Origin of the sequence: Prevotella sp. P6B1 (assembly GCF_000702825.1) — a bacterium.
GTDB lineage: Bacteria > Bacteroidota > Bacteroidia > Bacteroidales > Bacteroidaceae > Prevotella.
Genome location: NZ_JNKF01000012.1, coordinates 443,175 through 469,439, shown reverse-complemented (window position 1 = coordinate 469,439; position 26,265 = coordinate 443,175). Strand labels below are relative to the sequence as shown.

The window sequence follows — 26,265 nt, the reverse complement described above, 5'->3', positions numbered from 1 at the left end:
ATGGCGATATTAGCATTTCAAAAACCCGATAAAGTCGTAATGTTGGAGGCCAACGACAAGTTCGGCAAGTTCGAATTTCGTCCTTTGGAGCCCGGCTTTGGTGTGACCATTGGTAACGCCCTGCGCCGCATTCTACTTTCATCACTTGAGGGTTATGCTATCAACACTATCCGTATTGCTGGTGTTGAGCATGAGTTCTCTTCAGTTCCCGGTGTAAAGGAAGATGTAACCAACATTATCTTGAATCTGAAGCAAGTTCGATTCAAGCAAGTAGTAGAAGAATTCGAGAACGAGAAAGTCAGTATCACGGTCGAGAATTCTACCGAATTCAAAGCCGCTGACATCGGCAAGTATCTGACTGGATTTGAAGTGTTAAATCCCGATTTGGTGATTTGTCATTTAGATTCCAAAGCATCGATGCAGATTGATCTTACAATCAACAAAGGTCGCGGATATGTACCCGCTGATGAGAATCGCGAGTTCTGCACCGACGTGAATGTAATTGCAATCGATTCTATTTACACTCCGATTCGTAACGTAAAGTTCTCAGTTGAGCCATATCGTGTTGAACAGAAGACCGACTATGACAAGCTGATTCTTGAAGTTACTACGGACGGTTCTATTCACCCAAAGGACGCTCTGAAAGAGGCCGCCAAGATTCTGATTTATCACTTCATGCTGTTTTCTGACGAGAAGATCTCTCTCGAGGCTTCAGAGACTGAGAGCAACCAGGAGTTCGATGAGGAGATTCTGCACATGCGCCAATTGCTCAAGACCCGTCTCATCGACATGAACCTCTCTGTTCGTGCGCTTAACTGTCTGAAGGCAGCTGATGTTGAGACACTTGGTGATTTGGTACAGTACAATAAGACTGACCTCCTGAAGTTCCGTAACTTTGGTAAGAAATCGCTCACTGAGCTTGATGATTTGCTCGAGAGTCTGAATCTGTCGTTTGGAACCGATATTTCAAAATACAAACTGGACAGAGATTAATCTCTTGCCCAATAAAAGAACAAAAGTAAAATGAGACATAATAAGAAATTCAATCATCTCGGTCGTACTGCATCTCACCGCAGTGCCATGCTTGCTAACATGGCTATCTCTCTGATCATGCACAAAAGAATCACTACGACCGTTGCAAAGGCTAAGGCCCTGAAGAAGTATGTAGAGCCCCTGATCACTAAGGCTAAGGAGGATTCTACTAATTCTCGTCGTGTTGTATTCAGCTACCTCCAGAACAAGGAGGCTATCAAGGAACTTTTCTCTACAGTTAGTGAGAAAGTTGGTGATCGTCCCGGTGGTTACACTCGTATCATCAAGTTGGGTACCCGTCAGGGTGACGCCGCTCAGGTTTGCTTCATCGAGTTGGTAGACTTTGATCCTGAAATGGCAAAGGAGACCAAGAAGAAGTCAACACGTCGTTCACGCAAGGCTGCTCCTAAGGCCGAGGCTGCTGTTGAGGCACCTGCTGCTGAGGAGGCAAAGGCTGAGGCTCCTGCTGAAGAGGCTAAGGCTGAGTAATCGTCAGAATTTTAAATTCTTATTATACAGGCAGAGCTCGTATCTTTTAAGGTACGGGCTCTATTTTTCTTAGAATAGGGATTCCCCTACGTGATAGTGGGGGAATTCCTTTGTCCTTTTGTCAGGATATATGTATCTTTGCTGCGTGTATCTTTAAGATTGATGGTTATGAAGAAGTTGTTTGTTTTATCGCTCGGTACTTTACTGCTGTTGAGCAGTTGTGGTACTTATACAGAAGCCGGTGCTACCACTGGTGGTTGGTTCGGCTCTATCATTGGTTCGGCCATCGGTGGTATTGCTGGCGGTCCACGTGGTAGTGATATCGGCACGCTGATTGGGATGGCTGGTGGTGCTGTGGTGGGTGCAGCTGTTGGGCAAGCAGCTGAAGAGGCACACCAAAAGAAGATGGGCGAGTACCAGCAGCGTCGTATGGAGCGTGGTGGTTCTCAACGCCAGGAGGGATATGATTATCCAGATGATCGTATCTATATGGAATGTACATCCGCCCCTTTAGAGATTCGTCGACCAATGCTGATTGATAATAGTCGCGACCAGGTGCTGACGCGTGGTGAAGAGGCTAGAATCGTGTTCGAGGTTTATAATACTACCAATGAGACCATCTACCGTATATGTCCTAACGTAAAAGAAATAACCGGAAATAAGCATTTAGAGGTGTCTGACAACGTTATGATAGAGAGTATAGCTCCAGGTAAGGGCATCAGATATACAGCGCTCGTACGGGCTGATAATGGCTTAAGAGATGGCGAGGCTGTTTTCCGTATAGGAGTTTTTCAAGGTGATAAAGAGATTGCTTCTCAGACTCGGGATTTCAGGATTCAAACAAGTAAGCGATAGGTTGGTTCCTATCGCTTCTTTTTTTCTTTTTGCTCTTGCTGTTTTTTCTTCTTCATCTGCTCGTTCAACTCTACCCAGATAGGGGTGGCAGCATCACCGTCGCTGGTACTTAAGTCCAACTCGGGTTTGCTGAATACCTCGGCAGGTTTGAACGGGATAATAGACTCATTTAACTCCTCGACTATTACGGGGGCTATACCTTGGGCGATAATTCCTAACTCTTTGGCTGCCCTATGGGATAGGTCGATGACACGTCCCTTTACATAAGGGCCACGGTCGATTACCTTTACAATGACATGGTTGCCATTGGCAGGGTTGGTAACTAACAGCAGTGTACCAAAAGGGTAGGTGCGGTGAGCGCATGTCAGACTGTCGTGATGCAGGCGCTCGCCACTGGCCGTACGACGTCCGCTGGAGCTTTTAGAATAAAATGAAGCTTTACCGCTCTCGGTCTGAGCCTGAGCGGTAAAGCATATTATTAGTGTTAGTGTCGTTGCGACTATTCTTTTTATATAGGTCATACAATACCTTGAGCAAGCATAGCTTTCGCTACTTTCATGAAGCCGGCTACGTTGGCACCCTTCACATAGTTGATGTAGTTGCCTTCCTTACCGTACTTCACGCACTGCTCATGAATGCCACTCATAATCTGGTGCAGACGCTGGTCTACCTCTTCTGCGGTCCAGCTCATGCGCATAGAGTTCTGAGTCATCTCCAAGCCCGATGTGGCAACACCACCAGCATTAACAGCCTTGCCAGGAGCGAACAGCTGACCTGCAGCAATGAACTTGTTCACAGCCTCAGCCGTGCAACCCATGTTCGATACCTCGGCTACGCAGAGTGGCTTGTTGGCCAGGATCATGTCGGCGTCGGCACCATTCAACTCGTTCTGGGTAGCGCATGGCAGATAGATGTCGGCCTTCTGCTCCCATGGTTTCTTACCGGCGTAGAACTTCGAACCCTCGAATTCCTCTTCATAAGGCTGACATACGTCATTGCCACTGGCGCGGAGCTCCAGCATGTACTCAATCTTTTCATCATCGAGACCTGCAGGATCGTAGATGTATCCATCAGGACCAGAGATGGTGATAACCTTTGCACCCAGCTCGGTGGCTTTCTTGGCAGCACCCCATGCTACGTTACCGAAACCAGACAGGGCAACGGTCTTTCCTTTGATGTCGAGTCCGTGAGTTTCCATCATGTGGTGTACAAAATAGAGTGCACCATAACCAGTTGCCTCAGGACGCAGGATAGAGCCACCCCATTCCATACCCTTACCAGTGAGGGTGGCGCCATGGAACTGACTGGTGAGCTTCTTGTACATACCAAACAGATAGCCGATCTCGCGACCACCAACGCCGATATCACCTGCAGGTACGTCCATATCGGGACCAATCACCTTGTACAGCTCGGTCATAAAGGCCTGGCAGAAACGCATAATCTCGGCATCGCTCTTGCCACGGGGAGCAAAGTCTGATCCGCCCTTACCTCCACCCATGGGCAGAGTGGTAAGTGCATTCTTGAAGGTCTGCTCGAATCCGAGGAATTTCAGGATGCTGAGGTTTACTGATGGGTGGAAACGCAAACCGCCTTTGTAAGGGCCGATGGCGCTGTTAAACTGCACGCGGTAGCCGATGTTTACCTGTACCTCGCCCTTGTCGTCGACCCAGGGCACACGGAAGGTAGTGATACGCTCAGGTTCTACAATGCGCTCTATGATCTTGGCTTTCTCAAACTCGGGGTGCTGGTTGTATACATCTTTAATACTATCCAACACCTCTCTTACTGCCTGTAAGTACTCCATTTCGCCTGGATGCTTCTGCTCCAAGGCCTGCATAATTTTCTCAACTTCCATTGTCGTTAAAACGTTTTAAGTTTACATTTTGTTACTAATTATGATGCAAAAGTAGGAAAAATATCAATACCTTCCAAGGAAAAACGAGAAAAATTTTGTTGTAAAGTTACATTTTGTTAATTGTGCGCGTTTCCAGGAATTGATGGAAGGCCTCTTGATAGCCATCGGGTACATGAATAATCTCATTGCCGATATAGATGCAGTCGTTGCGGTCTACTTTTCTGATTTTGTCGACTGCTATAATATAGGAACGGTGTACTCGCAGAAATTTCTCGGGGGGTAGCATCTCTTCTACGGCTTTCATGGTCAGGTGTGTAATCAAGGGCTTGGTCTCGCCATCGAGATAGAACATCACGTAATCCTTCATGCCGTTTACATAGACGATGCTTTCGATTGTGATATTGCGTAGTTCGCCTTCGACGCGTACGAAGATGGAGGTCGGGTGCTGGGAGTTGGGCGATGGGCATTTTGTGATAGGTGAAGCTTTGGACGATTCGCTTTTGGCAAACCACTCCTTAGCCTTATCCACTGCTACCATGAACTTATTATAGCGGATGGGCTTCAATAGGAAGTCAAGTGCACTCACTTCGTAACTCTCGAAGGCATATTCCTTGAAGGCCGTCGTAAATATGACACGGGTATCGCTGGAAATCATGTGAGCCAGTTCCATACCATTCAAGTCGGGCATCTGGATGTCGAGAAACAACAGATTGGGTTTTAGCTCTTTGATGGCATTAATGGCTGCTACCGAGTCGGTGAAACTGCCTAACAATTCCAAATCGGGGGTCTTTGCTACATACGATTCCATGAGCTTAACAGCCAGTGGCTCGTCGTCTACGATGATACAAGTTAATGGCATTTCTTTTGTTTAATCTTTAATCCTTAATGTAATTCTCACGTGATAGATATCGTCTTCGATCGACTGCTCCCATTTATATCGGCCGGCGTACATCAGGTCCAGTCGACGACGGGTATTCTCTAGTCCGATACCAGAGCCGCTCCGGTCGGTATCATCTTTAGGAAAATTGGTATTTTCACAGTTGAATATCAGTTCGTTGGCGTTCTGTAACAGGCGGATATCAATCTTCGAAGGACGGTTGCTGCTCACTCCATGCTTGAAGGCGTTCTCTACCAGCGATATGAATAGTAGTGGTGCAATCTCCATGTTCTGCTTAACGTCGAAGGTGGTTGTTATTTTGGTTTTTTCATTGCAACGCAGTTTCATCAGTGAGATATAGTTGCGCATAAACTCCACTTCGCCTTCGATGGGTACCATCTTCTTATTGGTCTCGTACATGGCGTAACGCAATAAGTCGCTCAGTTGGGCGATAGCATCTTGAGCCCCATCGGCATCAATCTGACAGAGACTCGAGATGTTGTTGAGGGTGTTGAATAAGAAATGTGGGTTTATCTGATTCTTCAGCCATGCTAATTCTGCCTCGGTGTTCTTGGCTTTCTCGTCTTTCAGTTGCTGTTTAATCTGTCGGATGCGCATGAAATGTCGGATGCCAATGGCGATGGCTGCCACGAAGCAGTTAATCAGCAGGAACATGAAAAAGCCTATGAAGAAACCTATCCACATGGTCGGTGTCATCTCTGGCAGTTCGGGTATGCGGTCGCGTGCAATCCAGACGTATAGAAACTGATAGTTCAAAGCTAAAGTGAGTAGCAGGTTACATACGGCGAACAGTAAGAATTTGCGCCGGAAGAACAGGTATGGCCCGAAGATGTAGAAGTTGACAAAATACATCGCTAATGGCGAATGCAGAATGGCCCATGTGGCCATGAATGTGGTTTTGGTAGCTTGGAAATCATGTGTACTCACAAGTGTGGCCAGCAGCGGCAATAGCATGATAAATGCCCATACAGCTACTTGTACCAAAAGTATCCAGATATCTTTTCTCTCAATCTTCTTCATAACGCTTGCAAATATAGGAAATATTTTAGAATAAAGCGTTCTTTTTCTGAAAAAGAACGCTTTATGCCATGGATTTGTTAGATATTGCTGCCGATACTATTTAACATTTCACCTTGTGACTGCTGCTCAATGAAGTCATCCTGTACGCGATTGGCACGCTGTTTCTGACTCATCTTTGAATTGCCGAAGGTATAGCTGATGTTGAAAGTCACACTGTAGATAGGTACTTTGATACAGGTGTTGCTGATGAAGTCTTTGCCGCGACTCGAGGTCTCGATGTTCAGGTTGCCGCCCTTGTTCAGACCTACCAGACCGTTGATGCTCAGGTTTAGCTTGTCTTTTAACAGACTCTTCGATACGCTGGCGGTCAACAGGTTGAATCCACCGGTATAACCCTGCAGGGTGTAGCTCTTGGTTGAAGTGATGGCGAAGGCGCTCAACTTAAGATTCCAAGGCAGTGTCTGCTGTACACCGGCCATCACGTTGGCTGTCCAGCCATTGTTTTTCTGGTCGAGGGCTGTGCTGCGCAGGTCGGTATAGTTCAGCCCTCCGTTGAAGAACAGGCGTGTATCCTTGGTCAGCAAGTAGCTAACGTATCCGCTTAGTCCAGTTTGATGACTCTTTACCACGTTGCCGTAAGTGGTATTCAACAGGTTGTCGGTATCGTAGAAACTGTACTGCGAGATGGCGTTATCCACAAAATTGTGATGCAGGTTCAGGTTCACCATCAACTTTGATGTAAAGGCATTGTAAACCAGTGATACGTTATGTGCCTTCTCAACATCCAGGTCGGGATTACCGTAGCTCAGGGCAATGGGGTTGGTCTTATCTACGTATGGATTAAGATATGAGATACCAGGACGACTGATTCGCATATTGTAGGTAAGACCGAGATTTGAACCTTGCGAGATGGTGTACTGCATGCTGGCTGTAGGAACCAGACTACCGTAACTGGTGCTGAAGTCCTGACCGTTACCCAAATGGTACTCTACATCCTGCCATGTGTACTCGTAACGCAAGCCTGCCTTCATACCGAACTTGCCAAAGTTGCCTACATACTCGCCATAGCCAGCCAAGATAGAGTTCTTATACTCGTATTCTGAACTTGAATTCTGATCGTACACACCTTTTAGATAGTACTTGGAGTCAGAAGTAGCATCGTGCAGCTGGAACTTACCACCCAAATTCAGTGTCTGTCCTTTGGCCAATGGCATGGTGTAGTCCAGTTGGAAGATATGGCTGGTGGTCTTGTCTTGATTATCTGAGTAGCGGTTGGTCAGGTCGATGACGGTCGAAGTCGTGGTGAAGTTGTTAGTTATCTTCGTACTGGCTGGACTGTAATCCAATTGGTAGGTCAGGGACAGACTCTTAGTATGGTCTGCATTGAAGAATCGTTGGTAGTCCAGACTTCCGCTGAATGAGGTGCGTGAGTTTTTCATGTCGGTGGTACTACCGTAGCTGAAAGTATTACCTAATGCGGCACCGCTCATAGTGGTGAGGGCGGTACCTGTACTCTTCATATTCATCGAGTTGATGGATGCAGTGGCGTTGATCACGCTCATTGAGTCGAGTTGATAACCCAGTGTCAGGCTTCCCATGGTGAATGGTGTCTTTACATCGTTGTCCGAGGTCATTGTCTGACTCGTACCATTGGCTTGTATCTGTTCCATTTCGGTAGTGGTGTTACCAGGTTTGTTGTAGCTTGTAAACACATTGGCACTGTAACTTAACTTCCCTTGCTGTCCGCTCATGAATACGCTGGCACCCATTTGCTTGTTACCTGCCCCCAGACGGATAGTTCCGTTATAGCCGTTCATACTTTCTGAGGCTTGTGCGCTCTGTTTGTTCAGTACGATGTTCAGTACACCAGCAGCCCCCTCTGCATCGTACTTGGCGCCAGGGTTAGTAATGACCTCTATACTCTTTACTGCTGTGGCAGGCATGCTCTTGAAAACCATCGACGGGTTGCTCGATAACATGGCGTTTGGCATACCATCTACATAGACCTTAAACGATGAACTACCGTTTACGGTGATATTATCCTGTCCGTCAACCGTTACCATGGGCACTTTGCGCAGCATGTCAAGCACGGTGTTCGACTTTGAGTCCTCGTCCTCGGCTACGTTGTAGCTCATCTTGTCAACCTCCATTTTTACCAATGGCTTCTGAGCAACAATCTCCACACCTTTCAGCATGGTTTCATTCTCTTTCATAAAGATCGTACCCAGATCGAGTGGTGTTTCTTTTCCCAGTTCGATGCTCTGTCGCAACTCTTCCTTACCTACGCTGCTAAACACGATGTCGAACTTGCCCTTACCTTTCACCTCCTGCTGGAAGTGACCGTTCTCGTCGGTGATAAACATGGCGATAGGCTTATCGCTTTTGCCAGCCTTAAACACACGAACGGTGGCAAATGGTTCGCCCTCATTCAAGGTTTTGTCCATCAGTACGCCACTAACAGTGGTTTTCTGTGCCATTACTACTGCTGAGAGAGTCAGCATCATTGTTACCAGGAAAAATTTAATCTGTTTCATACCTTTATTATATTTATGTTCTTTTTATCAAAATTGACGTTGCAAAGGTATGAAAAAAGGGGGCAAGCGTGAAATCTCTTTCGACGTTTACCCCCATGTGTTTCGACGTTTCGACGAATCATTCTGTTTTCAGGTGCTAACCACCGCACTTCGGGTTTAAAATTTCTACTATTTGTGATTTTTTGCATTCAAATCAGAAAAAAAAGCGGATAAAACTTGTGCGTATTAAATATTTTTTTGTATTTTTGCAGTAGATAATCTATTGACCGCTATATTTTGAATATTAATCTAATGACAATTTTACGAGAGCTAAAAGATACTAAAATTATAAAAATAATGGCCGATATTCTTGGTCATTCCAATAATTTTGCTACTCTCTCTCTCTCTCTCTCATATATGCGTTAACCGCCAGTCCACCACATTTAATAACATACGCGCCCGCGCGTGTAAATATACGGCTTTGCCTTTGGCGAAGCTGCTCATGCTCGGCAATGTTCAAGCGAGCTTGCATTGCGCTCGCTTACTCGCAGCTTTCCATGCTTTCTGCCATGGGAAGCCTCATTGTTTTTTGTCTATATCTAATCCAATTTTTATTATGATGAAGAAAACAACTTCTATCCTCATGCTGCTGGCGATGCTGGCCGCAGGGGTGCAGACAGCGTTTGCCCAAACCGACAGCCGCGACTACGAGCGTGGCTGGTTCGCAGGGCTCAGCGGCGGCACCTCCTTCGGTCAGGCCACCTTCCGCAGCATCACCGAGAGCAAAACCCATGTCGGTGCTCAGGTCGGTATCTTCGGTGGCTATCAGCTGAGCCGCCTAATTTCCGTAGAGGCCCTCGCCACGATGGGCGGGCAGAAACAGACGTCGCTCGACTGCGACCCGTTCTGGCTCGCTACCGACGGGGCGTTTACCTTCGCCCCCGTCTTGGGCAAGCAGGGCAACTACTATCGTGACCTCGAAGCCAAGACGCGGTGGATGCGCTTCGGGCTGCAGGCCAACTTCGACGTACTGTCGCTTATCACCAAACCGACATGCAAGTGGTCTGTCACGCTGTCGCCGCAACTATCAGCCGTCACCACGCGCACCAAACATCTTGCCACGGGCTACGAACAGGAGTTCGACCGCCAGTGGCACCTCGGTCTGGGCGGTCAGGCTGCCGTGGGCTATCGCGTGGCCCAGTACGTAGGTCTGCAACTCTATGGCGGCATCACCTGCCTGACGGGCGACCGCTTCGACAACATCCCCAAGTACTGCCACAAGAGCAATTTCATCTATGAGGCAGGCCTGAAACTGTCGTATCACTTCGGGAAGAAGGGCAAGGCCGCTCCCATAGTTGAGGAGTCTGCCGCCATCACCGAGCCGAAGCCGCAGCCTGTCGTTGAGCAGAAACCTGTGGTGGAGGAGATGCCCGCTCCTGTTGTGGAGAAGGCACAGCCTGTGGTCGAGACCGCTGCCGTAGAGGAGAAGAAGCCCGAAGTGGTGGAAACCGCTCCTGCTGACCTCCCCGCCATCTCCTTCGCCAACAACAACAGCCGCCTGACACAGAAAGAGGCTGACAAGCTCGATACTGTGTCAGAAATGATGAAGGCACAACCCGATGTAACGCTGAGCATCGTCGGCCACGCCTCCAACACTGGTAGCGAGGACTACAATCTCCGACTGACCCAGCGTCGCGCCAACACGGTGAAGATGCTGCTTGTGCGCCGTGGCATTGACGGCAGCCGTCTGAAGCCTGTCGTTGGCCGTGGCATCGACCGCGATGCTGCCGACAGCAAGCAGGCCCGCCGCGTGGAACTGATTATTAACGACAAGAAATAAGTGATGCGTATGAATAAGAAGATATTTCCCCTGATGGCGGCAGCTGCCATGATGCTGCTCTCCGCCTGCTATCACGACAAGCATGAGCTTATTCCCAATGAGAATGAGGGGCAGCCTGTGGGCTATGTGGCTCCGCAGCTCCTCTGGGAAGACGAGGCCGATGAGCCTGCTATCACATCCATCGATGCACTCTCTTTCTGGATACAAGGCTCAGACGGAGGCAACCGCACCCGTGAGTTTGGCTCTGTTGAGGAGAGTGCCGACTGGCTGCAGCAGTTGCCCGCCGGCGAGTACGACATCCTCGTCACTGCCGATATGGACGATCCCTCCGGTTATGCTACCGCATCCAACCTTACTCGCTCTAGCAGCCTCCTCGCGCCCACTGTCGTTTCGCTGAAAGATGCAGCCTCGTCGCCCCGTCAGTCATGGTATGCCGTGACCCACGTCACCATTCGCGAGGACGAGATTACCGTGGCTGACTTCAAACTCCAGCGCCTGCTGCCCACGCTCACCGTCAACGTGACAGGTGTGCCTGCGGGTACCAAGGTCGCTGTTGCCGTAGAGCAGGTGGCCGAGAGCGTCCTGCTCACCGAACAGGATGCCAACGGCCGCTATGGTGTGCCCATGTCTAAGCAGACCATAGCCGACTTCGGCACCCTCACGCCTACAGCTGAAGACGCCTCTACGCACTGCCTTGACGGCAAGCACCTCATGCCTACCGCCGCCGGCGAGGGCCGCGCCCTGCTGCGCATCACGACCACTGCCCCCGACGGCACCGTGCTGACCAGTATTGCCGACTGCCCCCGCATGGAACTTGGCATGTACTACACGATGGACTTTGAGTATGATGCCCTCGCTCCCTACATGCGTTTCGAGGCCATGACCATCAACGACTGGACGGAGGGCTGGACCATCAGTGGCGAGATTATCAATCCCGACAAATAATTTTTTAAATTCACCCTAATATTAATTTCTAAAACAATCAGTAAGATGAAAGCATTCAGATTCATCCCCTTGGCTGCCCTCGGCCTGCTGGCCGCAGCATGCAGCAGCGATGAGACGACTTCTGCCGATCAGCAAGCCGCAAAGAACATCACCATCGAGGCGAGCATCGGTTCGGTCGGTGCCCTGACCCGTGCCACGACAACGGGCAACACCACAGTGTTCGAGGCTGGTGATGGTGTCAGCATCTACGCCTGGACGGGCTCGGCCACGACGGTTCCCGCCGACAAGGTGGTCAACGGCGTTGTCAACAGCCTCGGTACCGACGGCAAGTGGGCACCCGCCACGCCCATGCTCTGGGCCGACATGGTGACAGCCCACTACTTCCTCGGCATCTACCCGGCACGCACCGTCAGCGACTTCACCGCCGACCCCTACACGCTCGACCCTGCCGACTATGAGGCCAGCGACCTGCTCGTGGCACGCCAGCTGAGCGGACTCATCGCCACGCAGAACCCCGTCTCGCTGACCTTCGACCACGCCATGGCGAAACTCTACGTCAACATGAACTTCCGCAACCAGTGGAGTGAGACGCCCGCCATCGCCTCGTGCGTAGCCACCGCCGCCTCTACGGCCACCATCGACTACCTGGCGCAGACCGTCACCGCCGGCACGCAGGCCAGCGTATCGCTACCTGCCATTGCTGCCCAGACAGGCTATGCCGTCACCCACAGCAGCATCATGGTGCCCCAGTCAGGCTTCCGCACCGTCACTATCACCATCGACGGCCAGCCCTTCACCTACACCCACGACGCTGACATCCCCCTGGAGGCCGGCAAGTACACCACGCTGAACCTCATCGTGGGACGCAACAAGATCGAGCTCGGCGAGGTGAGCATCAACGACTGGACCGAAGGCACCACTATCAGCGGCGGACAGGCCATGTAACAACCTTTTTTACAAACATTATTAATTAAAGAATATTATGAACATCAAGAATATTTTCTTCGCAGCCGCAGCAGCCATGGCGCTGACGGCATGCTCCAGCGACGACGAGCAGACGTTCGTCTCGCAGTTCCCCGAGGACGGCGTGATGCGCTTCACCACCAACCTCGTTGCCCCCACGACCGTAACCACCCGCGCCAGCATCACTGGCAGCGACGTGAACCAGAACGGTCAGCAGTTCCAGGTGAAGATTGTCAACCCCGCATCGGCCACCTACAGCTACTTCAATACCGTACAGTACGACGGCACTGAGTGGACACCCATAAACCGTATGCTCTGGCAGAACGACCAGCAGAGCATCACCGTGACCGCTGCCTACAAGCAGGGTAAGACATTCAGCGACAATGAGTTCGTCAACGGCGTCGGCCTCACCGTGGCTGCCGACCAGAGCACCGAGGCCAAGCTGAAACAGCAGGATCTGCTGACCATGCCGACTAAGACCATCGCCAACCCCTCTATCGAGGAGACGCTGATGCAGAACGGCAAGCTGGTCATCAACTTCTACCACGCCCTGACCAAGCTCGACGTGACGCTCGACCTGGCCAACGAGTTCTACAAGGTTGACCCGAAGCTGAACAATGCCTCAGACATTACCGAGTTCACCATCAAGGGCAGCAATGCCGGCTATAACTTCCAGCCGATGCAGACCGCCAACGAGAACTACGGCACCGTGACCCCCGCTACCACACCTGTTGCTGCTGACATCCTCGCCTCGCAGGCTTCGTTCACTGCAGCCACCGATGCCGACATGCACAGCCATGCCACCTACGAGGCCATCGTAGTGCCACAGCAGATTGCTGCAGGCGCACTGACCGTCAGCTTCAAGATCGGAACCCGCTCGTTCTCATGGACCAACACCGAGGCCATCACCCTGGAGCAGGGCAAGCACTACACGCTGCCCCTCACCGTTGGCTATGACACCGTGACCGCAGGCTCACGCGCCTTCAGCGTCAGCTCATGGGAAGACCAGCCCGGCGACAACCTCGGCACAGAGTAATTAATTACCTTTATTAATACTAAAATAGCATAAGAATATGAAAGCAAAATATCTTTCCTTGGCAGCCCTCGCCCTCATGGGCGCCCTCGCCAGCTGCCAGAGCGACGACGACTTCACCGTCGCCCGTCCCGACAACGCCGTGAGCGTCAACTTCTCCGTAGGCTCGCTCCAGGCCACCACGCGTAGCAATGCCGCTGCCACCGACGACACGCAGCGCCAGTTCAACCAAGGCGACCAAATCAGCGTCAGCACCAACGATCAGGAGGCCGTCATCTTCCAGTGTACGTCAACCGAGAACCAGACTTGGACAGAGACCGTGGCAGGCAAGTTCCTCCTCTGGACACAGCCCATGCTCACCTTCTCGGCTTACTATCCCGTGACCACCGGCACGTCGATGACCGCCTTCACCATGCCCACCGACCAGAGTAGCGTGGAGAAAATCGCCCTCGCCGACTACATGACCCGCCAGCAGGTGATTTCCCGTCCCGAGGGCGGCAGCGACATCCAGATGCAGCTGGAGCGCAAGATGGCCCGCGTCATCGTACGCATCAGCGGCTTCGGCAGTCAGTACAACAATAACCAGAAGACCGTCAGCAACGTCCGCATCTACAGCGAAAGCAGCGGCATCTCCAGCGGCAATCCCACGGGCAGCAGCACCGAAATCCAGCCATACGCACAGGGCACCGGTGGTCAAGGCTCTACCTACACCGCCCTCGTAGTGCCTGGCTATGGTGACAGCGGTGCCGACTTCATCCAGCTGAGCGACGGCGAAAGCAACACCCTCCGCGTGAAGGGCATCCCCGAACTGAATGCAGGCAACAGCTACACCTTCAACCTCAAAGTAGGTAAGGACAGGATTGAGGTGGCAAGCGTCACCGTACAGGACTGGACCACCGGCGAGACACTCACAGGAGGACAGGCAACGGAAGCTCCTTCTTTTACAGAGGTTACAACCTTTAGTGAGTTGAATACCGCACTGAGCGCCGGAAACAATGTAAAACTCATGAACGACATCGATTGCACTGCAGAGATTGAAATTACCAGCAATGTGGTATTGACCATCGACGGCAACGGAAAGAAGCTCAGTACCACTTCAGAAATCAGGGCTTTCAAGGTTAAGTCCTCTGCAACCGTTGCCTTTAAGGATCTCACCCTTACAGGGTTTGTCAGTGGTGGCGGCCCTGCCATCAATAATTTCGGTACAATAGTGCTTGACGGATGTACGATAAGCAACTGCCACGTAAACAACAGCAACGGTGGCGGTGCGATAGAGAACAAAGGTAAACTGTATGCCATCAACACGACATTCAGCGGCAACTATTCCGGTGAAATAGGCGGAGCCATCAATAACTACATGGGCAGTCTCTACATGAGCGGCTGTACGTTCACCGATAATTATACGACCAAGAGCGACGCATACTATGGCGGTGCGATTGGTATCAATCGCGGAAGCGAGGTACGCCTGATAAACTGCTCTTTCTCCGGGAATAAGTATGGCACGACTACCGGGACCAGCGACATTGGTGTATATTATAAAGCCACAAACTATACAATTGCCGGCTGCACAGGGGCGACCATTGCGTCTAATGATGGTGATATTACCACTAATACCACCGGAACCGCAACGCTTAACTACTCAGACCTGAGCAACATCTCATTCACATATACTGCAGAATAAGACGTAAACACTAACAGGAGGGCGGCCCTGAAAGCCACGGCGCGGACGGCGCCGCCCTTTTCATTTACAGAAGGAAAAGTCAGCTTTATTCGAATTGAAAGTAAATTCACTGAATTTACTGTATCATGTGAGTGATAAAAAAGCTCACACGGGGCTGTCCCCCCTGTGAGCTTGAGTTTTAGATTTTGTCAAGTGCCTGCTTGATGTCATCCAGGATATCTTCAACGTCCTCGATACCTACCGAAAGGCGGATCAAATCGGGAGCTACACCAGCCTCGCGCAACTGCTCATCGCTCAGCTGACGGTGAGTGTGACTGGCTGGATGCAACACACAGGTGCGGGCATCGGCTACATGGGTCACGATGTTAATCATCTCTAATGAGTCCATCCACTTAATGGCTGTCTCGCGGTCGCCTTTCAGTCCGAATGCGATGACACCGCAGCTACCATTGGGCAGATACTTCTGTCCCAGATCGTAGTACTTATCTGTAGGCAGTCCGCAGTAGTGTACCCATGCCACCTTATCGTTGGCATTCAGGAATTCGGCCACCTTCTGAGCATTCTTGCAGTGCTGTGCCATACGCAGGTGCAGAGTCTGCAAGCCCATGTTCAGCAGGAACGAATTCTGTGGTGCGGGGATAGAGCCCAGGTCGCGCATCAGCTGAGCCACCAACTTGGTTATGTAGCCCATCTTGCCAAAGGCCTTTACGTAGGTCAGACCGTGGTAGCTTTCATCGGGTGTACACAGACCCGGGAACTTCTCGGCATTAGCCAGCCAGTCAAAGTTGCCGCTATCTACGACACAACCGCCAACCTGTGTGGCCAGTCCGTCCATATACTTGGTAGTGCTGTGGGTTACGATATCAGCCCCCCACTCAAATGGGCGGCAGTTGACAGGTGTGGCAAAGGTGTTATCCACAATCAAGGGGACGCCATTCTTGTGAGCAATCTTAGCGAAACGCTCAATGTCGAACACGGCACAACCAGGATTCGAGATGGTCTCGCCAAACACCGCCTTCGTGTTAGGACGGAAAGCTGCCTGAATCTCTTCGTCGCTGGCCTCGGGCGATACGAAGGTACATTCGATGCCCAGCTTTTTCATGGTGACGCCGAAGAGGTTGTATGTACCACCATAAATCTCATTCGATGTGATGAAGTGGTCGCCAGCCTGACATATATTGAACATAGCATAGAAGTTGGCAGCCTGACCGCTCGATGTGAGCATAGCACCAACACCGCCTTCGAGTGTGCAGATTTTAGCAGCCACGGCATCGTTGGTTGGGTTCTGTAGTCGGGTATAGAAGTAACCCTCTTTCTCCAGATCAAACAACTTTGCCATTTCATCAGAGTCATCGTACTTGAACGTTGTACTCTGAATGATAGGCAGTTCTATTGGTTCTCCGTTTTTGGCCTTGTAGCCAGCCTGTACACAAAGCGTACCTTGTCTCAGTTTCTTATCCATTTGTCTTCCTATTTTAGCATTTTGGGCGCAAAGATACAAAAATATGACTTAATTGCTATCAATTTGCGTAACTTTTTGTGATTTGAACCTCTTTTTTTGAAATCTTTTTCTTATATTTGCACCAGATATGTATATCTATTAACTTTTGCTTTTTAATTATGTCACGACTAACTACTTACATCAAACGCGATCTGCCATTGCGTATCAGCCTGATGATTGTGTTAGCGATGTCACTTCTGCTCACAATCACACTACTCGTCATGCTGTTCTTTTCACGCAAGGCCATGAAGGAGGATGCGTTGAATCGGGCGACAGTTACACTGAACCGAGCGATGACCAATATCGACAATATCATGTTGAGTGTCGAAGAGACGGCGGGTAATACCTATATTAATATGAAGTACGACAATCCAGAGATGATGTACACCTATGCTCGACGGATTGTTGAAGCAAATCCTTATGTGAGCGGGTGCGCCATTGCGTTCAAGCCCGATTATTTCAAAGGACACCAGCTGTACATGGCCTATGTCCATCATGGTGATAGTCTTAAACCTGAGACTGCGGCGCCTCTAATCAGTGAGTCCAGCTTTGGTAACAAACCTTATACTGAACAGGCGTGGTTCACCAAGCCTATGTCAACAGGGATGGCTACCTGGCTCAATCCGTTGGCAGACTTTGATTCAACAGGCATTCAGCCCGTCACCTCGTTCTGTATGCCCATAGCCGGCAGAGACAAGCAGCCGATAGGTGTCATCAGTGTTAACGTCTCGCTCAGTTTGTTATCGGGCGTCATGGCTGCAGCCAAGCCATCACCCAATTCGTATTGCGCATTGTTGGATCGCGATGGCTCGTTTATCGTTCATCCCGTGGGTGAGAATCTGTTCAATTTTTCTGCTTTAAACATGCCTGGCGAATCGGTACATCAGGCTGTTGAGACGATGATGAACGGCGGTTCTGGCTATTTACCATTCAATATCGATGGGCGTAAGTTTTATTTGTTTTATCAACCCTTTGAACTGGTCGATTTTCCTTATCGTGACGTTGGTGATTTAGGGTGGAGTTTAGGTGTGGTTTTTTCTGAAGAGGATATATTCGGCGATTATAATCGTTTGTTTAACTACGTCTTGATCATAGCTGTTGTTGGTATGGTGCTACTGTATTTGCATATTCGCTTGATTATTCGTCATCGCTTGCGACCACTTAGCATGCTGAAGGAACGTACCGAGCGTATTGCTCAGGGACATTATGATGAGCCCATTCCTACTAGTCCGAATATCGACGAGATCGGTAAGTTGCAGTACAACTTCCAGCGTATGCAGCGGTCGGTAGCTGCTAATATCAGTGAACTTAACGAGATTACCTCTTCTATTCAGAAACATAGTACAGAGCTGCAAGAAGCTTATCAACAAGCTCGTAAGGCCGATAATATGAAGACGGTGTTCATGCATAATATGACCAATCAAATGGTGGCACCTGCATGGGCTATCGATGAAGATGTGACGGCCCTGTGTCAATACGATGAGGACAGTCAAAAGAATGAGGTAGGAACGTTAGTCGAGCATATCCAGCAAAACGGTGTAGCCATTACCCGTGTACTTAATAGTCTGATTAATAGTTCAGAGGAGGAACAAATACAGGAGAAAGGAGGTGAGTCATGATTAACATTCGTCAATCGTTCCCAGCCAAAGTTGTTCTGTGGGTATTAGGCTTGGCAATCCCTATCTTCATGGCCTCTGTCGGTGTTCTGTTTTGGCAATCGCGTAAGATGGTACGCGATGAGGCTGTTGATCTTGCAAATGGCGTACTTAATCATGCCATGCACCGTATTCGTCGTTATTTGATTACTGTCGAGACTGCAACCAATACACATGCTCGGGTGGCAGAGCAATCGTTGGTCGCCGATTCGCTGCTTCATTTGTCGAATCGCATTACACAGATGAATCCCTTTGTCGACGGCTGTGCAATCAGCACAGAACCGCATGTGGTCTCGGGCTATCCTGATCGATTCATGGCTTATTCTATCCGTGAAAAGGGTGGTGTCACCACTACGCTCGAGACTGATTACAATTATTTCGGGCGCCGATGGTATAGTGTGCCGCGCGCTCAGCAGAAACCTGGCTGGGTGGTGTATTACGACGAGGATAATACCCTCGACCTTAAAGAGGATGGTATGATGGCTGCCTATAGCCATCCGCTCTACGATGCAAAAAAGCGATTCTTGGGACTTATTACCATCGAGATGTCGCTACTGCATATTTCGCAAGTGCTCGCAGAGGAGAAACCTTATCCTCACTCTTATTTCATCATGATTGATGAGCAGGGACGCTATGTGGGACATCCTGATTCGACACGCTTGTTTAGCAAGACCATTTTTTCCGGTGCCGATCCTCAGCGCCAGTCCGATCTGTTAGCTTTGGGCTACGAGATGACCAAGGGCAATACGGGATGTATGCAGGTGCGACTACAGGACAAACTCTCGTTAGTGAGCTATATGCCAGTCGCTGGTACCAACTGGAGTCTGGCCATCGTGTGTCCCGACAGCGATATTCTCAGTGGCTATTATCGGCTCACCTATATTGTGCTTGTGTTGCTTTTCATTGGATTGGTTATCATTGTTGTCAACTGCTATGAGGCAGTCACTGTGTCGCTTCGTCCACTTGGTGAATTGCTTACTCAAGCAAGGGCTGTTTCTCAAGGGCACCTGGATGTGGATATACCTCATACGAATCGAATAGACGTGATCGGTGGCCTGCAGAATAGTTTTTCAACCATGCTCAAGTCGTTGAATTACTACATCGATAGTGTGCGGGCTGCTACCGATCAGAACAAGCGTTACAACCGTGAACTGGAGCATACCACCCAGTTAGTGGTTGAGGCTGAACGGCGTAAGACTATTTTCATTCAGAATGTTACGCATCAGATACGTACACCGCTCAACATCATCATGGGATTTGCTCAGGTATTGAATAGTCCGGTGGGCAATGGCTCTCTTAACGAGGAGTTGGGTGAGGAGGAGATCAGAGGCATTGCCCTTACCATGGACCACAACTCCAAGTTGCTGGTGCGTATGGTGATGATGCTTTTTGATAGTTCAGATACAGGTAAAGCTGAGACAGAGGGACGTGATACTTGTGAACTGATAGCATGTAATGAGGCGGCACGCGAAGCGGTTGACTTCATCAATGCACATACTCCCGAGGTTACCATCGGTTTCCAGACCGATGTGCCCGATGATTTGTGCTTGTCTACCAATCGCCAGTTGCTTGTATTCAGTCTGCAGGAGCTGTTAAACAATTCTGTGCGCTATTCCGATGGACAGCACATCCTGTTGCAGGTGGTCGGTACAGATACCTCTGTTCGTTTTATAGTGCAGGATACAGGTAAAGGCATTGCTGAGGCCGATCGCGAACATCTCTTTGAGTTCTTTACGAAGGTCGATGATTTCAGTGAAGGCTTAGGATTGGGTTTGCCGCTTACTAAGCGTCATGCGCAGACTCTTGGTGGAAACTTCTATCTCGACACCACCTATCATGAGGGATGCCGATTCGTCTTTGAACTCTACCACAGCCAATCATCTTCATCAGCATCGTAGTTGATGGGCCCTTGCCAACCGTTTCTGCGGCAAACGCTCTCAATCTGCTTTTGCTGATCGGGTGTAATCTGGCGTATACCTTTGCGCATCTCGAAATACTGTTTGCGGCCAAATACCTCAATCAGCTGGTCGCGGATGCGTTTTTCCATGTATCCCGGCATGTCGTGGTACATGTTGGTAAAGCCACGTTTCATCACCACGCGTACGTTTTGACGAAACTCCGGGCAATTATCACTTCCCATTAACGGGTTGTGCGGATTGATAGCAAGGTAGACATTACGACTTGGGTCGGCGTATTGGCCAACCAACCATCGTAGGCAGCACCTGTGGAGTGGGCACTGGTCGATAAAACAGATGGTATAGTGATCTACTTTATCTTTCATGGCGATAAAGGTAATTACTTTTTTCGACATTTTATGTATAATGTGTAATTAATTAAGATTTTTTTGTACCTTTGCCCCATGATGATGAAAAAGATAGCTATAAGTCTCATAAGTATGCTGTTGTTGACAGGTGTGGCAATGGCACAAGAATGTCATGTACCAGTAGTCAGTACTACATGTGGAAAAGTGAGTGGTATTATACAGGAAGGCACGATGGCGTGGTTGGGTATCCCCTATGCAAAGGTGGAGCGACTGATGCCACCTTTGCCTGTGGATAAGTGGAAAGGCGTACGTAAGTGCGACCACTGGGGACCGCAGGTGATGCAGCAGACGTGGGGGCAGCAGCTCTCTGAGGATGAGATGTCGGAGAAGAACTCGTGTGTACTGAATGTGTGGAGTACCGACCTGAAAGCCCGTAAGCCAGTGATGCTGTGGCTGCATGGTGGTGGTTTCGATTCGGGCACGTCTGCCTGGAATCCTGGCATGCAGTTGGCTAAGAAGGATGTGGTAGTGGTAAGCATCAACCACCGTCTGAACATCCTGGGGTTCCTCGACCTCTCGGCAGTATCTAAGAAATACGAATACTCGGGTAATGTAGGTATGCTCGATGTGGTGCAGGCCTTGAAGTGGATTCGCGATAATATCGCTAACTTTGGTGGCGACCCTAAGAACGTAACTGTGTTCGGCGAGTCGGGTGGTGGCGGTAAGGTAGGCACGCTGATGTGTATGCCTCAGGCCAAAGGTTTGTTCCATAAAGCCATTATTATGAGTGGCACCATCCTGAACGTGAACAGCTACGAGATGACACAGACACTCGGTAAAGCTGTGCTGAAGGAGCTTGGCATAGCTGAGGCCGATGTGGATAAGATAAAAGATGTGCCTTACCAGCAGTTGTATGATGCGGGTCAGCGTGCGATGGCTGCCAGTATCGGTACCCGCAAGCCTGGAACGCCCATGATGTGGGGTTTCGGACCTACGCCCGATGGCAAGGTGCTATTACAGCAGCCCTTCCAACCTTCATTCGCCTCGATATCTGATGATATCCCTGTAATGATTGGTACCACTTTCAACGAGTTGCAGCGCCTGCGTTATGATCAGCCTATGACCGAGGATGAGGCTCGTGAGCAGCTGAAGGCCACCTTTGGCGATGATACCGATGCTTATATCGCAGCCTTTGCCAAGGCACATCCCGACTATGTGCCACAGGATTTGCTGTGTATCGACTGGCTGTTCCGTCCTAAAACACTGATCACCGCCGATGCCATGACCAAGAGTCGTAAGGCGCCTACCTATATGTATATGTTCACCTGGCGATCGCCTGTAAACAAGGGCTCGGTACATGGACATGAGTTGAAGTTCTGCTTCAACACTCTGCACCAATCACCTAATGAGTTGCCACAGCCATCGGCTCAGGATCTGCAGTTGGCTGATAAGATGAGCAGTGCTTGGGCGCAGTTTGCCCATACCGGTAACCCCAATATCAAAGACTTACCAGGCTGGCATCCTTATTCGGCAGTAAATGGCGAACTGATGGTGTTCGATCATCGTTGCTATATCCGCAACAATCCCGACCGCCAGTTGCAGCAAATCATCAACCGCCACTGCTTTAAGTAGCTTGATGCGTTTCTACATAATAAAAACAATATAACACAGAAAAACAATGATGAATAACCGACATCTTATTATGAATGCCAACCCCATTGTTGTGGCACTCCAGAAGCCCGCAGCAGAATTTGCAAAGGACGATATTATTGATTATATCGTTAAAAACGACATCCGTATGGTGAACTTTATGTATCCAGGTGGCGATGGTAAGTTGAAAACACTTAACTTCGTAATTAACGATCTGGCTTATCTCGATACCATACTGACATGTGGTGAGCGGGTGGATGGCAGCAGCCTGTTCTCATTTGTCCAGGCTGATTCGAGCGATCTGTATGTACTGCCTCGGTTCCGTACGGCTTTCGTTGATCCGTTTGCAGAGATCCCTACGGTTTCAATGCTCTGTTCGTTCTTCGATAAGGATGGCAATCCGTTGGAGTCGTCGCCCGAGCATACTTTGCACAAAGCAGCAGAAGCATTCCGACAGGTAACAGGGATGGAGTTTCAGGCCATGGGCGAACTAGAGTATTATGTGATTAGCGACAATGAGGGTATGTTTCCTGCCCAGGATCAGCGCGGCTATCATGAGTCGGCCCCATATGCTAAGGCCAATGAGTTCCGTACCCGTTGTATGCAGTATATTGCGCAGGCAGGCGGACAGATTAAGTACGGTCACTCAGAGGTGGGCAACTTCTGTTTGGATGGTAAGAACTACGAGCAGAACGAGATAGAGTTTCTGCCAGTAGATGTGGAGCTGGCTGCTGATCAACTGATGATTGCAAAGTGGGTGATTCGCAACCTTGGCTACCAGCTAGGCTATGATGTGACTTTCGCACCAAAGATTACAACAGGGAAAGCTGGCTCTGGCCTGCATATCCACATGCGTATGATGAAGGATGGCAAGAACCAGATGCTGGAGAATGGTGTGTTGAGTCAGGCAGCCCGCAAGATGATAGCAGGCATGATGGTGCTCGCACCTTCTATTACGGCTTTTGGTAACAAGAATCCTACCAGTTACTTCCGTCTGGTTCCTCACCAGGAAGCGCCTACCAATGTGTGCTGGGGCGACAGAAACCGTTCGGTGCTGGTACGTGTGCCGTTAGGTTGGGCTGCAGATGTGGATATGTGTTATGCCGCAAATCCGTTAGAGTCACAGCATAGTTATGATACAAGTATCAAGCAGACTGTTGAGATGCGCTCGCCAGATGGTTCGGCCGACATCTATCAGTTGTTAGCCGGTCTCTGTGTGGCATGTCGTTATGGCTTCGAGATGGACGGCGCGTTGAAGTTGGCCGAGAAGACCTACGTCAATGTCAACATCCATGCAAGTGAGAATGCTGACCGATTGGCTAATCTGGCACAGTTGCCTGATTCGTGTGTAGCTTCTGCCGATTATCTCAATCGTCAGCGAAGGGTATTCGAGGATTACGGGGTTTTTTCACCAGCAATGATCGATGGTATCATCGCTCAATTGCGAGCCTTCGATGATAGGAACCTTCGTCAGACGATTGAGAATTATCCGGAGGAAATCCAAAAATTAGTAACGCAATACTTCCATTGCGGCTAAAGACATTCGTTTATTGCTTTAATAACTGCTGGGCGGCGAGGACTAGGAACATGTAATGTGACGATCCGCCGCCCAGTACGTATTCTGTCTGTTGCCATAGGAATGGGAACTCCAGAAGTTCTGGGAAGTCAGGACGTATCAGGGCTGTACCTGATACTACACCTCCTGGGATATACGACCAGTCGGCACGGTTCAGTCCATAGGCTACGGTAGCCGATTTCGCACCCACTCCCGATGCGAACGAGGCTCCATTGCTGCCAGGATGACAACCCAATATAAAGTTAAGTGCATTGTAGACTGTAGAGGCTGGGAATATGTCGGGATAAGCCGATGTGAGGAAATAATATTCGAAGCCGAAACGCTGGATATCCCATCCTGCTCCCCAGATATTGGGGCGGTAGGGTACACCATATGGTGTTTCTGCCGACTGCTTATCAAGCAAACCCTTATAGTCAGTCAGGGCAGTACGGAAATTTGCTACGAACTTACGGATGCGCTTGTCCTTGCTGCCAGTAATCTTCTGAACCAGTCGGGCTGTGAACCAGCCTGTGCGTCCGATTCCTTTTATAATCATATCCTGATGGTTGAGTACAAAGTCGAGGTATGGCTTCTCGCCTGTTGTAAGATATAGCTCAACAGCCGCTTGCAGTTTGACGGCCTCCATCCAACCAGTCACGTTGGTCTGGCTGTAAACGTCTGTGGCTATCTGTAAGCACTCCTTGCTTAGTGCATCGTTGAATCCCTTTAAGACACGTGAGGCACCTGCCAATTGGGCTACAGTTGAAAGGGCTCGCATGGGATTGTCTTCAGTGAAAATCCAGCGATCGTCGTCATTACCACTGATACCGTCGGTCATAGCCGAAGCATCGCCCAGAAGTACATATTGGCGTACATTATTGCAGATGATACCCCGATAGAGTCTGCCTAAGGCCTGATAAGAACGGACAACGGTTAGTGCGCCGTTTTCAATCTGTTGTAGCATGTCGTTACGGCCATCAGGCTCGTGAATCTCTACACGGTGTTGTGCCTGATTGATGGCAGTAACATCTATCTCCGGATGGAATGCCTCGTAGGCAAGAGCTAAGATATAAGCTTCACCTGCTTGTGATTCTATGCGCAGGTCAAAGTCGCCAGCATCGTGCCAGCCGCCTACATTCACACCTGGTACAGGTTGCAATGCTTCAAACTTGGAAAGCCCTGGTTTTTGGTCGTAGCCGTCAATATGATTTCCTGCAGGTGCCATCAGCGCATCGTCCATGTGACAAGCATCGTGCCATACACGGTATTTCTCGGCCACGCGCATGTGGCACATCTGGACAGGTAGAAAATACTCAATAACAGGCTGCCAAACTCCCCGGTCGTACACATCGTTGGCAATACGAAATACCGATGAACGACTGTTGCCATAGCTAACCTGATAGAGGCCTGGTTGGGTGATATCGCTGAAGTCGGCTGTGAGATACTGATAGCGTAAGAACTTGCCCCAGCGTTGCGGGGTAATGGTCTTGGCTACATGTTCGCCATCGGCATCTATCAGCAGAAGTCGGGCTTCATTGATGGTCTGCTCTCTGGCATCGGTCTCAATGATAGCGCGTTTGGGCTGGTTGGGATGATAACCTATCTGTGATGTCTGTACGACAGGCGTATAACGCCAATCGGGTACTACTGTCGGGGTAATCAGCCATTTTACAGCGCCTTTGGTGGCATCTTTCGCAATCTCACTTCGCAATACAAACCAACCATTGTTGTGGTTCATACGACCATCGTACAGCTTTAGGTCGCCTGTTAACGATTCGATAGTCAGTCGGCACAGCGGGTCGTCAGGTCTTGATGTGAACTTACGACCTACGGCATAAGGTGAGGCGATGATGTCATCGGCAATCATCGGGCTATACCCTTTCCCGTTCAACTGCTTCAGATTGGTTAGAGGCTTGCCGGCAGGATGGAAGTTGCCTTGATGCCCTTGGTTGGGATGGGTGGTTGTCAGCGGGCCGTTAGGCTGTTGCGGATAGATACCTGTCTGTGTGTCCATCATCCAAGGTTTGCCAAACAAATCGCCAGGGAAGAATTCAAGGTTGAATCCCACCTTTCCTATTAAGAAATCGGGTACGGGACGATCTAAGTCGACGGTTACCAGAATACTACGTCCTTGCGGTTCTACACGAACCTGATAGACTACCTGGTAGTCGGGATAGACCATCGGGTTGAATCCCGTCAGATGTCGCGAAGAGTCAGGATAGCAGAGTGTGGTTATGATATTGCCGTTGGCTACTTCGCGTTTCAGTTGTTTCGGTACGGGTTGCCATTGGCCAGGAGTGGCTTCCATGCGGATATCGCCATTGGTTGCCACTCGGTGTCCGTTCATCAGCACACTGACTCCTCCCTGATGTCCTTCTGGATAGAAGTCGCTGAATGCCATAACGTCCACACCCCCTGATGTGAAGTAACTGTCACTGTTGAGTTTGAATTGTTGGGCAGCCATGGTAGTGGCTGCCAGCAGGCATGTAAATAAGGCTTTTGTTCTCATGTTGATAT

Annotated in this window: 20 protein-coding genes; 12 read left to right on the top strand and 8 right to left on the bottom strand. The window is 49.8% G+C overall.

Going from position 1 to position 26,265, the window contains the following annotated elements; all coding sequences use genetic code 11:
- From T495_RS0108785 to T495_RS0108775, 3 genes are all read left to right on the top strand, one after another.
- Entirely contained in the window at positions 1 to 993 is a 993-nt protein-coding gene (locus T495_RS0108785) for a DNA-directed RNA polymerase subunit alpha (RefSeq protein WP_028902362.1), read from the top strand.
- Positions 994 to 1,023: 30 nt separating this feature from the next.
- Positions 1,024 to 1,521, top strand: coding sequence for a 50S ribosomal protein L17 (gene rplQ / locus T495_RS0108780; RefSeq protein WP_028902361.1), 498 nt, complete (start codon positions 1,024 to 1,026; stop codon positions 1,519 to 1,521).
- 168 nt (positions 1,522 to 1,689) lie between these two features.
- Positions 1,690 to 2,376, top strand: coding sequence for a hypothetical protein (locus T495_RS0108775; protein ID WP_028902360.1), 687 nt, complete (start codon positions 1,690 to 1,692; stop codon positions 2,374 to 2,376).
- 8 nt (positions 2,377 to 2,384) lie between these two features.
- Here the strand turns inward: T495_RS0108775 and T495_RS0108770 are convergent, their stop codons facing one another.
- From T495_RS0108770 to T495_RS0108750, 5 genes are all read right to left on the bottom strand, one after another.
- Positions 2,385 to 2,897 (bottom strand): septal ring lytic transglycosylase RlpA family protein, encoded by a 513-nt coding sequence (locus T495_RS0108770; RefSeq protein WP_028902359.1) that lies wholly within the window; start codon positions 2,895 to 2,897, stop codon positions 2,385 to 2,387.
- A complete protein-coding gene (gdhA, locus tag T495_RS0108765) occupies positions 2,894 to 4,231 on the bottom strand; it encodes an NADP-specific glutamate dehydrogenase (protein WP_028902358.1) in 1,338 nt (445 codons plus the stop codon). The genes T495_RS0108770 and gdhA overlap by 4 nt, the downstream gene beginning before the upstream one ends.
- Before the next feature lie 106 nt (positions 4,232 to 4,337).
- Positions 4,338 to 5,090, bottom strand: coding sequence for a LytTR family DNA-binding domain-containing protein (locus T495_RS0108760; protein WP_033148354.1), 753 nt, complete (start codon positions 5,088 to 5,090; stop codon positions 4,338 to 4,340).
- A gap of 9 nt (positions 5,091 to 5,099) precedes the next feature.
- A complete protein-coding gene (locus tag T495_RS0108755) occupies positions 5,100 to 6,149 on the bottom strand; it encodes a sensor histidine kinase (RefSeq protein WP_033148353.1) in 1,050 nt (349 codons plus the stop codon).
- Positions 6,150 to 6,226: 77 nt separating this feature from the next.
- On the bottom strand, positions 6,227 to 8,683 hold the full coding sequence (locus tag T495_RS0108750) for an outer membrane beta-barrel family protein (RefSeq protein WP_033148352.1): 2,457 nt from the start codon (positions 8,681 to 8,683) through the stop codon (positions 6,227 to 6,229).
- A gap of 925 nt (positions 8,684 to 9,608) precedes the next feature.
- Between T495_RS0108750 and T495_RS0108745 the strand changes: the two genes are divergently transcribed.
- From T495_RS0108745 to T495_RS0108715, 5 genes are read left to right on the top strand one after another with little or no spacing between them, the layout of a single operon-like run.
- Entirely contained in the window at positions 9,609 to 10,502 is an 894-nt protein-coding gene (locus T495_RS0108745; RefSeq protein WP_197020371.1) for an OmpA family protein, read from the top strand.
- Positions 10,503 to 10,511: 9 nt separating this feature from the next.
- Entirely contained in the window at positions 10,512 to 11,447 is a 936-nt protein-coding gene (locus T495_RS0108740; RefSeq protein WP_197020370.1) for a FimB/Mfa2 family fimbrial subunit, read from the top strand.
- Positions 11,448 to 11,492: 45 nt separating this feature from the next.
- Positions 11,493 to 12,392: a fimbrillin family protein gene (locus T495_RS0108735; protein WP_033148349.1), complete on the top strand. Its 900-nt coding sequence runs from the start codon at positions 11,493 to 11,495 to the stop codon at positions 12,390 to 12,392.
- A 37-nt stretch (positions 12,393 to 12,429) separates the two neighbouring features.
- Positions 12,430 to 13,446 carry a fimbrillin family protein gene (locus T495_RS0108730; RefSeq protein ID WP_033148348.1) on the top strand — a complete coding sequence of 339 codons (1,017 nt, stop codon included), beginning with the start codon at positions 12,430 to 12,432 and terminating at the stop codon, positions 13,444 to 13,446.
- A gap of 37 nt (positions 13,447 to 13,483) precedes the next feature.
- A complete protein-coding gene (locus T495_RS0108715) occupies positions 13,484 to 15,124 on the top strand; it encodes a fimbrillin family protein (RefSeq protein ID WP_081832064.1) in 1,641 nt (546 codons plus the stop codon).
- Positions 15,125 to 15,302: 178 nt separating this feature from the next.
- Here the strand turns inward: T495_RS0108715 and T495_RS0108710 are convergent, their stop codons facing one another.
- Complete coding sequence (locus T495_RS0108710; protein WP_033148344.1) at positions 15,303 to 16,586, bottom strand: O-acetylhomoserine aminocarboxypropyltransferase/cysteine synthase family protein; 1,284 nt, start codon at positions 16,584 to 16,586, stop codon at positions 15,303 to 15,305.
- Positions 16,587 to 16,744: 158 nt separating this feature from the next.
- Between T495_RS0108710 and T495_RS0108705 the strand changes: the two genes are divergently transcribed.
- Positions 16,745 to 18,244 carry a cache domain-containing protein gene (locus T495_RS0108705; RefSeq protein ID WP_033148343.1) on the top strand — a complete coding sequence of 500 codons (1,500 nt, stop codon included), beginning with the start codon at positions 16,745 to 16,747 and terminating at the stop codon, positions 18,242 to 18,244.
- Positions 18,241 to 20,178, top strand: coding sequence for an ATP-binding protein (locus tag T495_RS0108700; protein ID WP_028902352.1), 1,938 nt, complete (start codon positions 18,241 to 18,243; stop codon positions 20,176 to 20,178). Before T495_RS0108705 ends, T495_RS0108700 begins: the two co-directional genes overlap by 4 nt.
- On the opposite strand, the gene T495_RS15905 is transcribed toward T495_RS0108700, so the two are convergent.
- Positions 20,145 to 20,591 carry a DUF6078 family protein gene (locus tag T495_RS15905; protein WP_197020369.1) on the bottom strand — a complete coding sequence of 149 codons (447 nt, stop codon included), beginning with the start codon at positions 20,589 to 20,591 and terminating at the stop codon, positions 20,145 to 20,147. The genes T495_RS0108700 and T495_RS15905 overlap by 34 nt on opposite strands.
- An 84-nt stretch (positions 20,592 to 20,675) precedes the next feature.
- Here T495_RS15905 and T495_RS0108690 point away from each other — a divergent pair, with 84 nt between their 5' ends.
- Complete coding sequence (locus tag T495_RS0108690) at positions 20,676 to 22,175, top strand: carboxylesterase/lipase family protein (RefSeq protein ID WP_197020368.1); 1,500 nt, start codon at positions 20,676 to 20,678, stop codon at positions 22,173 to 22,175.
- Positions 22,176 to 22,224: 49 nt separating this feature from the next.
- On the top strand, positions 22,225 to 23,730 hold the full coding sequence (locus T495_RS0108685; RefSeq protein ID WP_033148464.1) for a glutamine synthetase family protein: 1,506 nt from the start codon (positions 22,225 to 22,227) through the stop codon (positions 23,728 to 23,730).
- Between the two features lie 10 nt (positions 23,731 to 23,740).
- Here T495_RS0108685 and T495_RS0108680 read toward each other — a convergent pair whose 3' ends face one another.
- A complete protein-coding gene (locus T495_RS0108680) occupies positions 23,741 to 26,257 on the bottom strand; it encodes a glycoside hydrolase family 9 protein (protein WP_033148342.1) in 2,517 nt (838 codons plus the stop codon).
- Positions 26,258 to 26,265 lie beyond the last annotated feature (8 nt).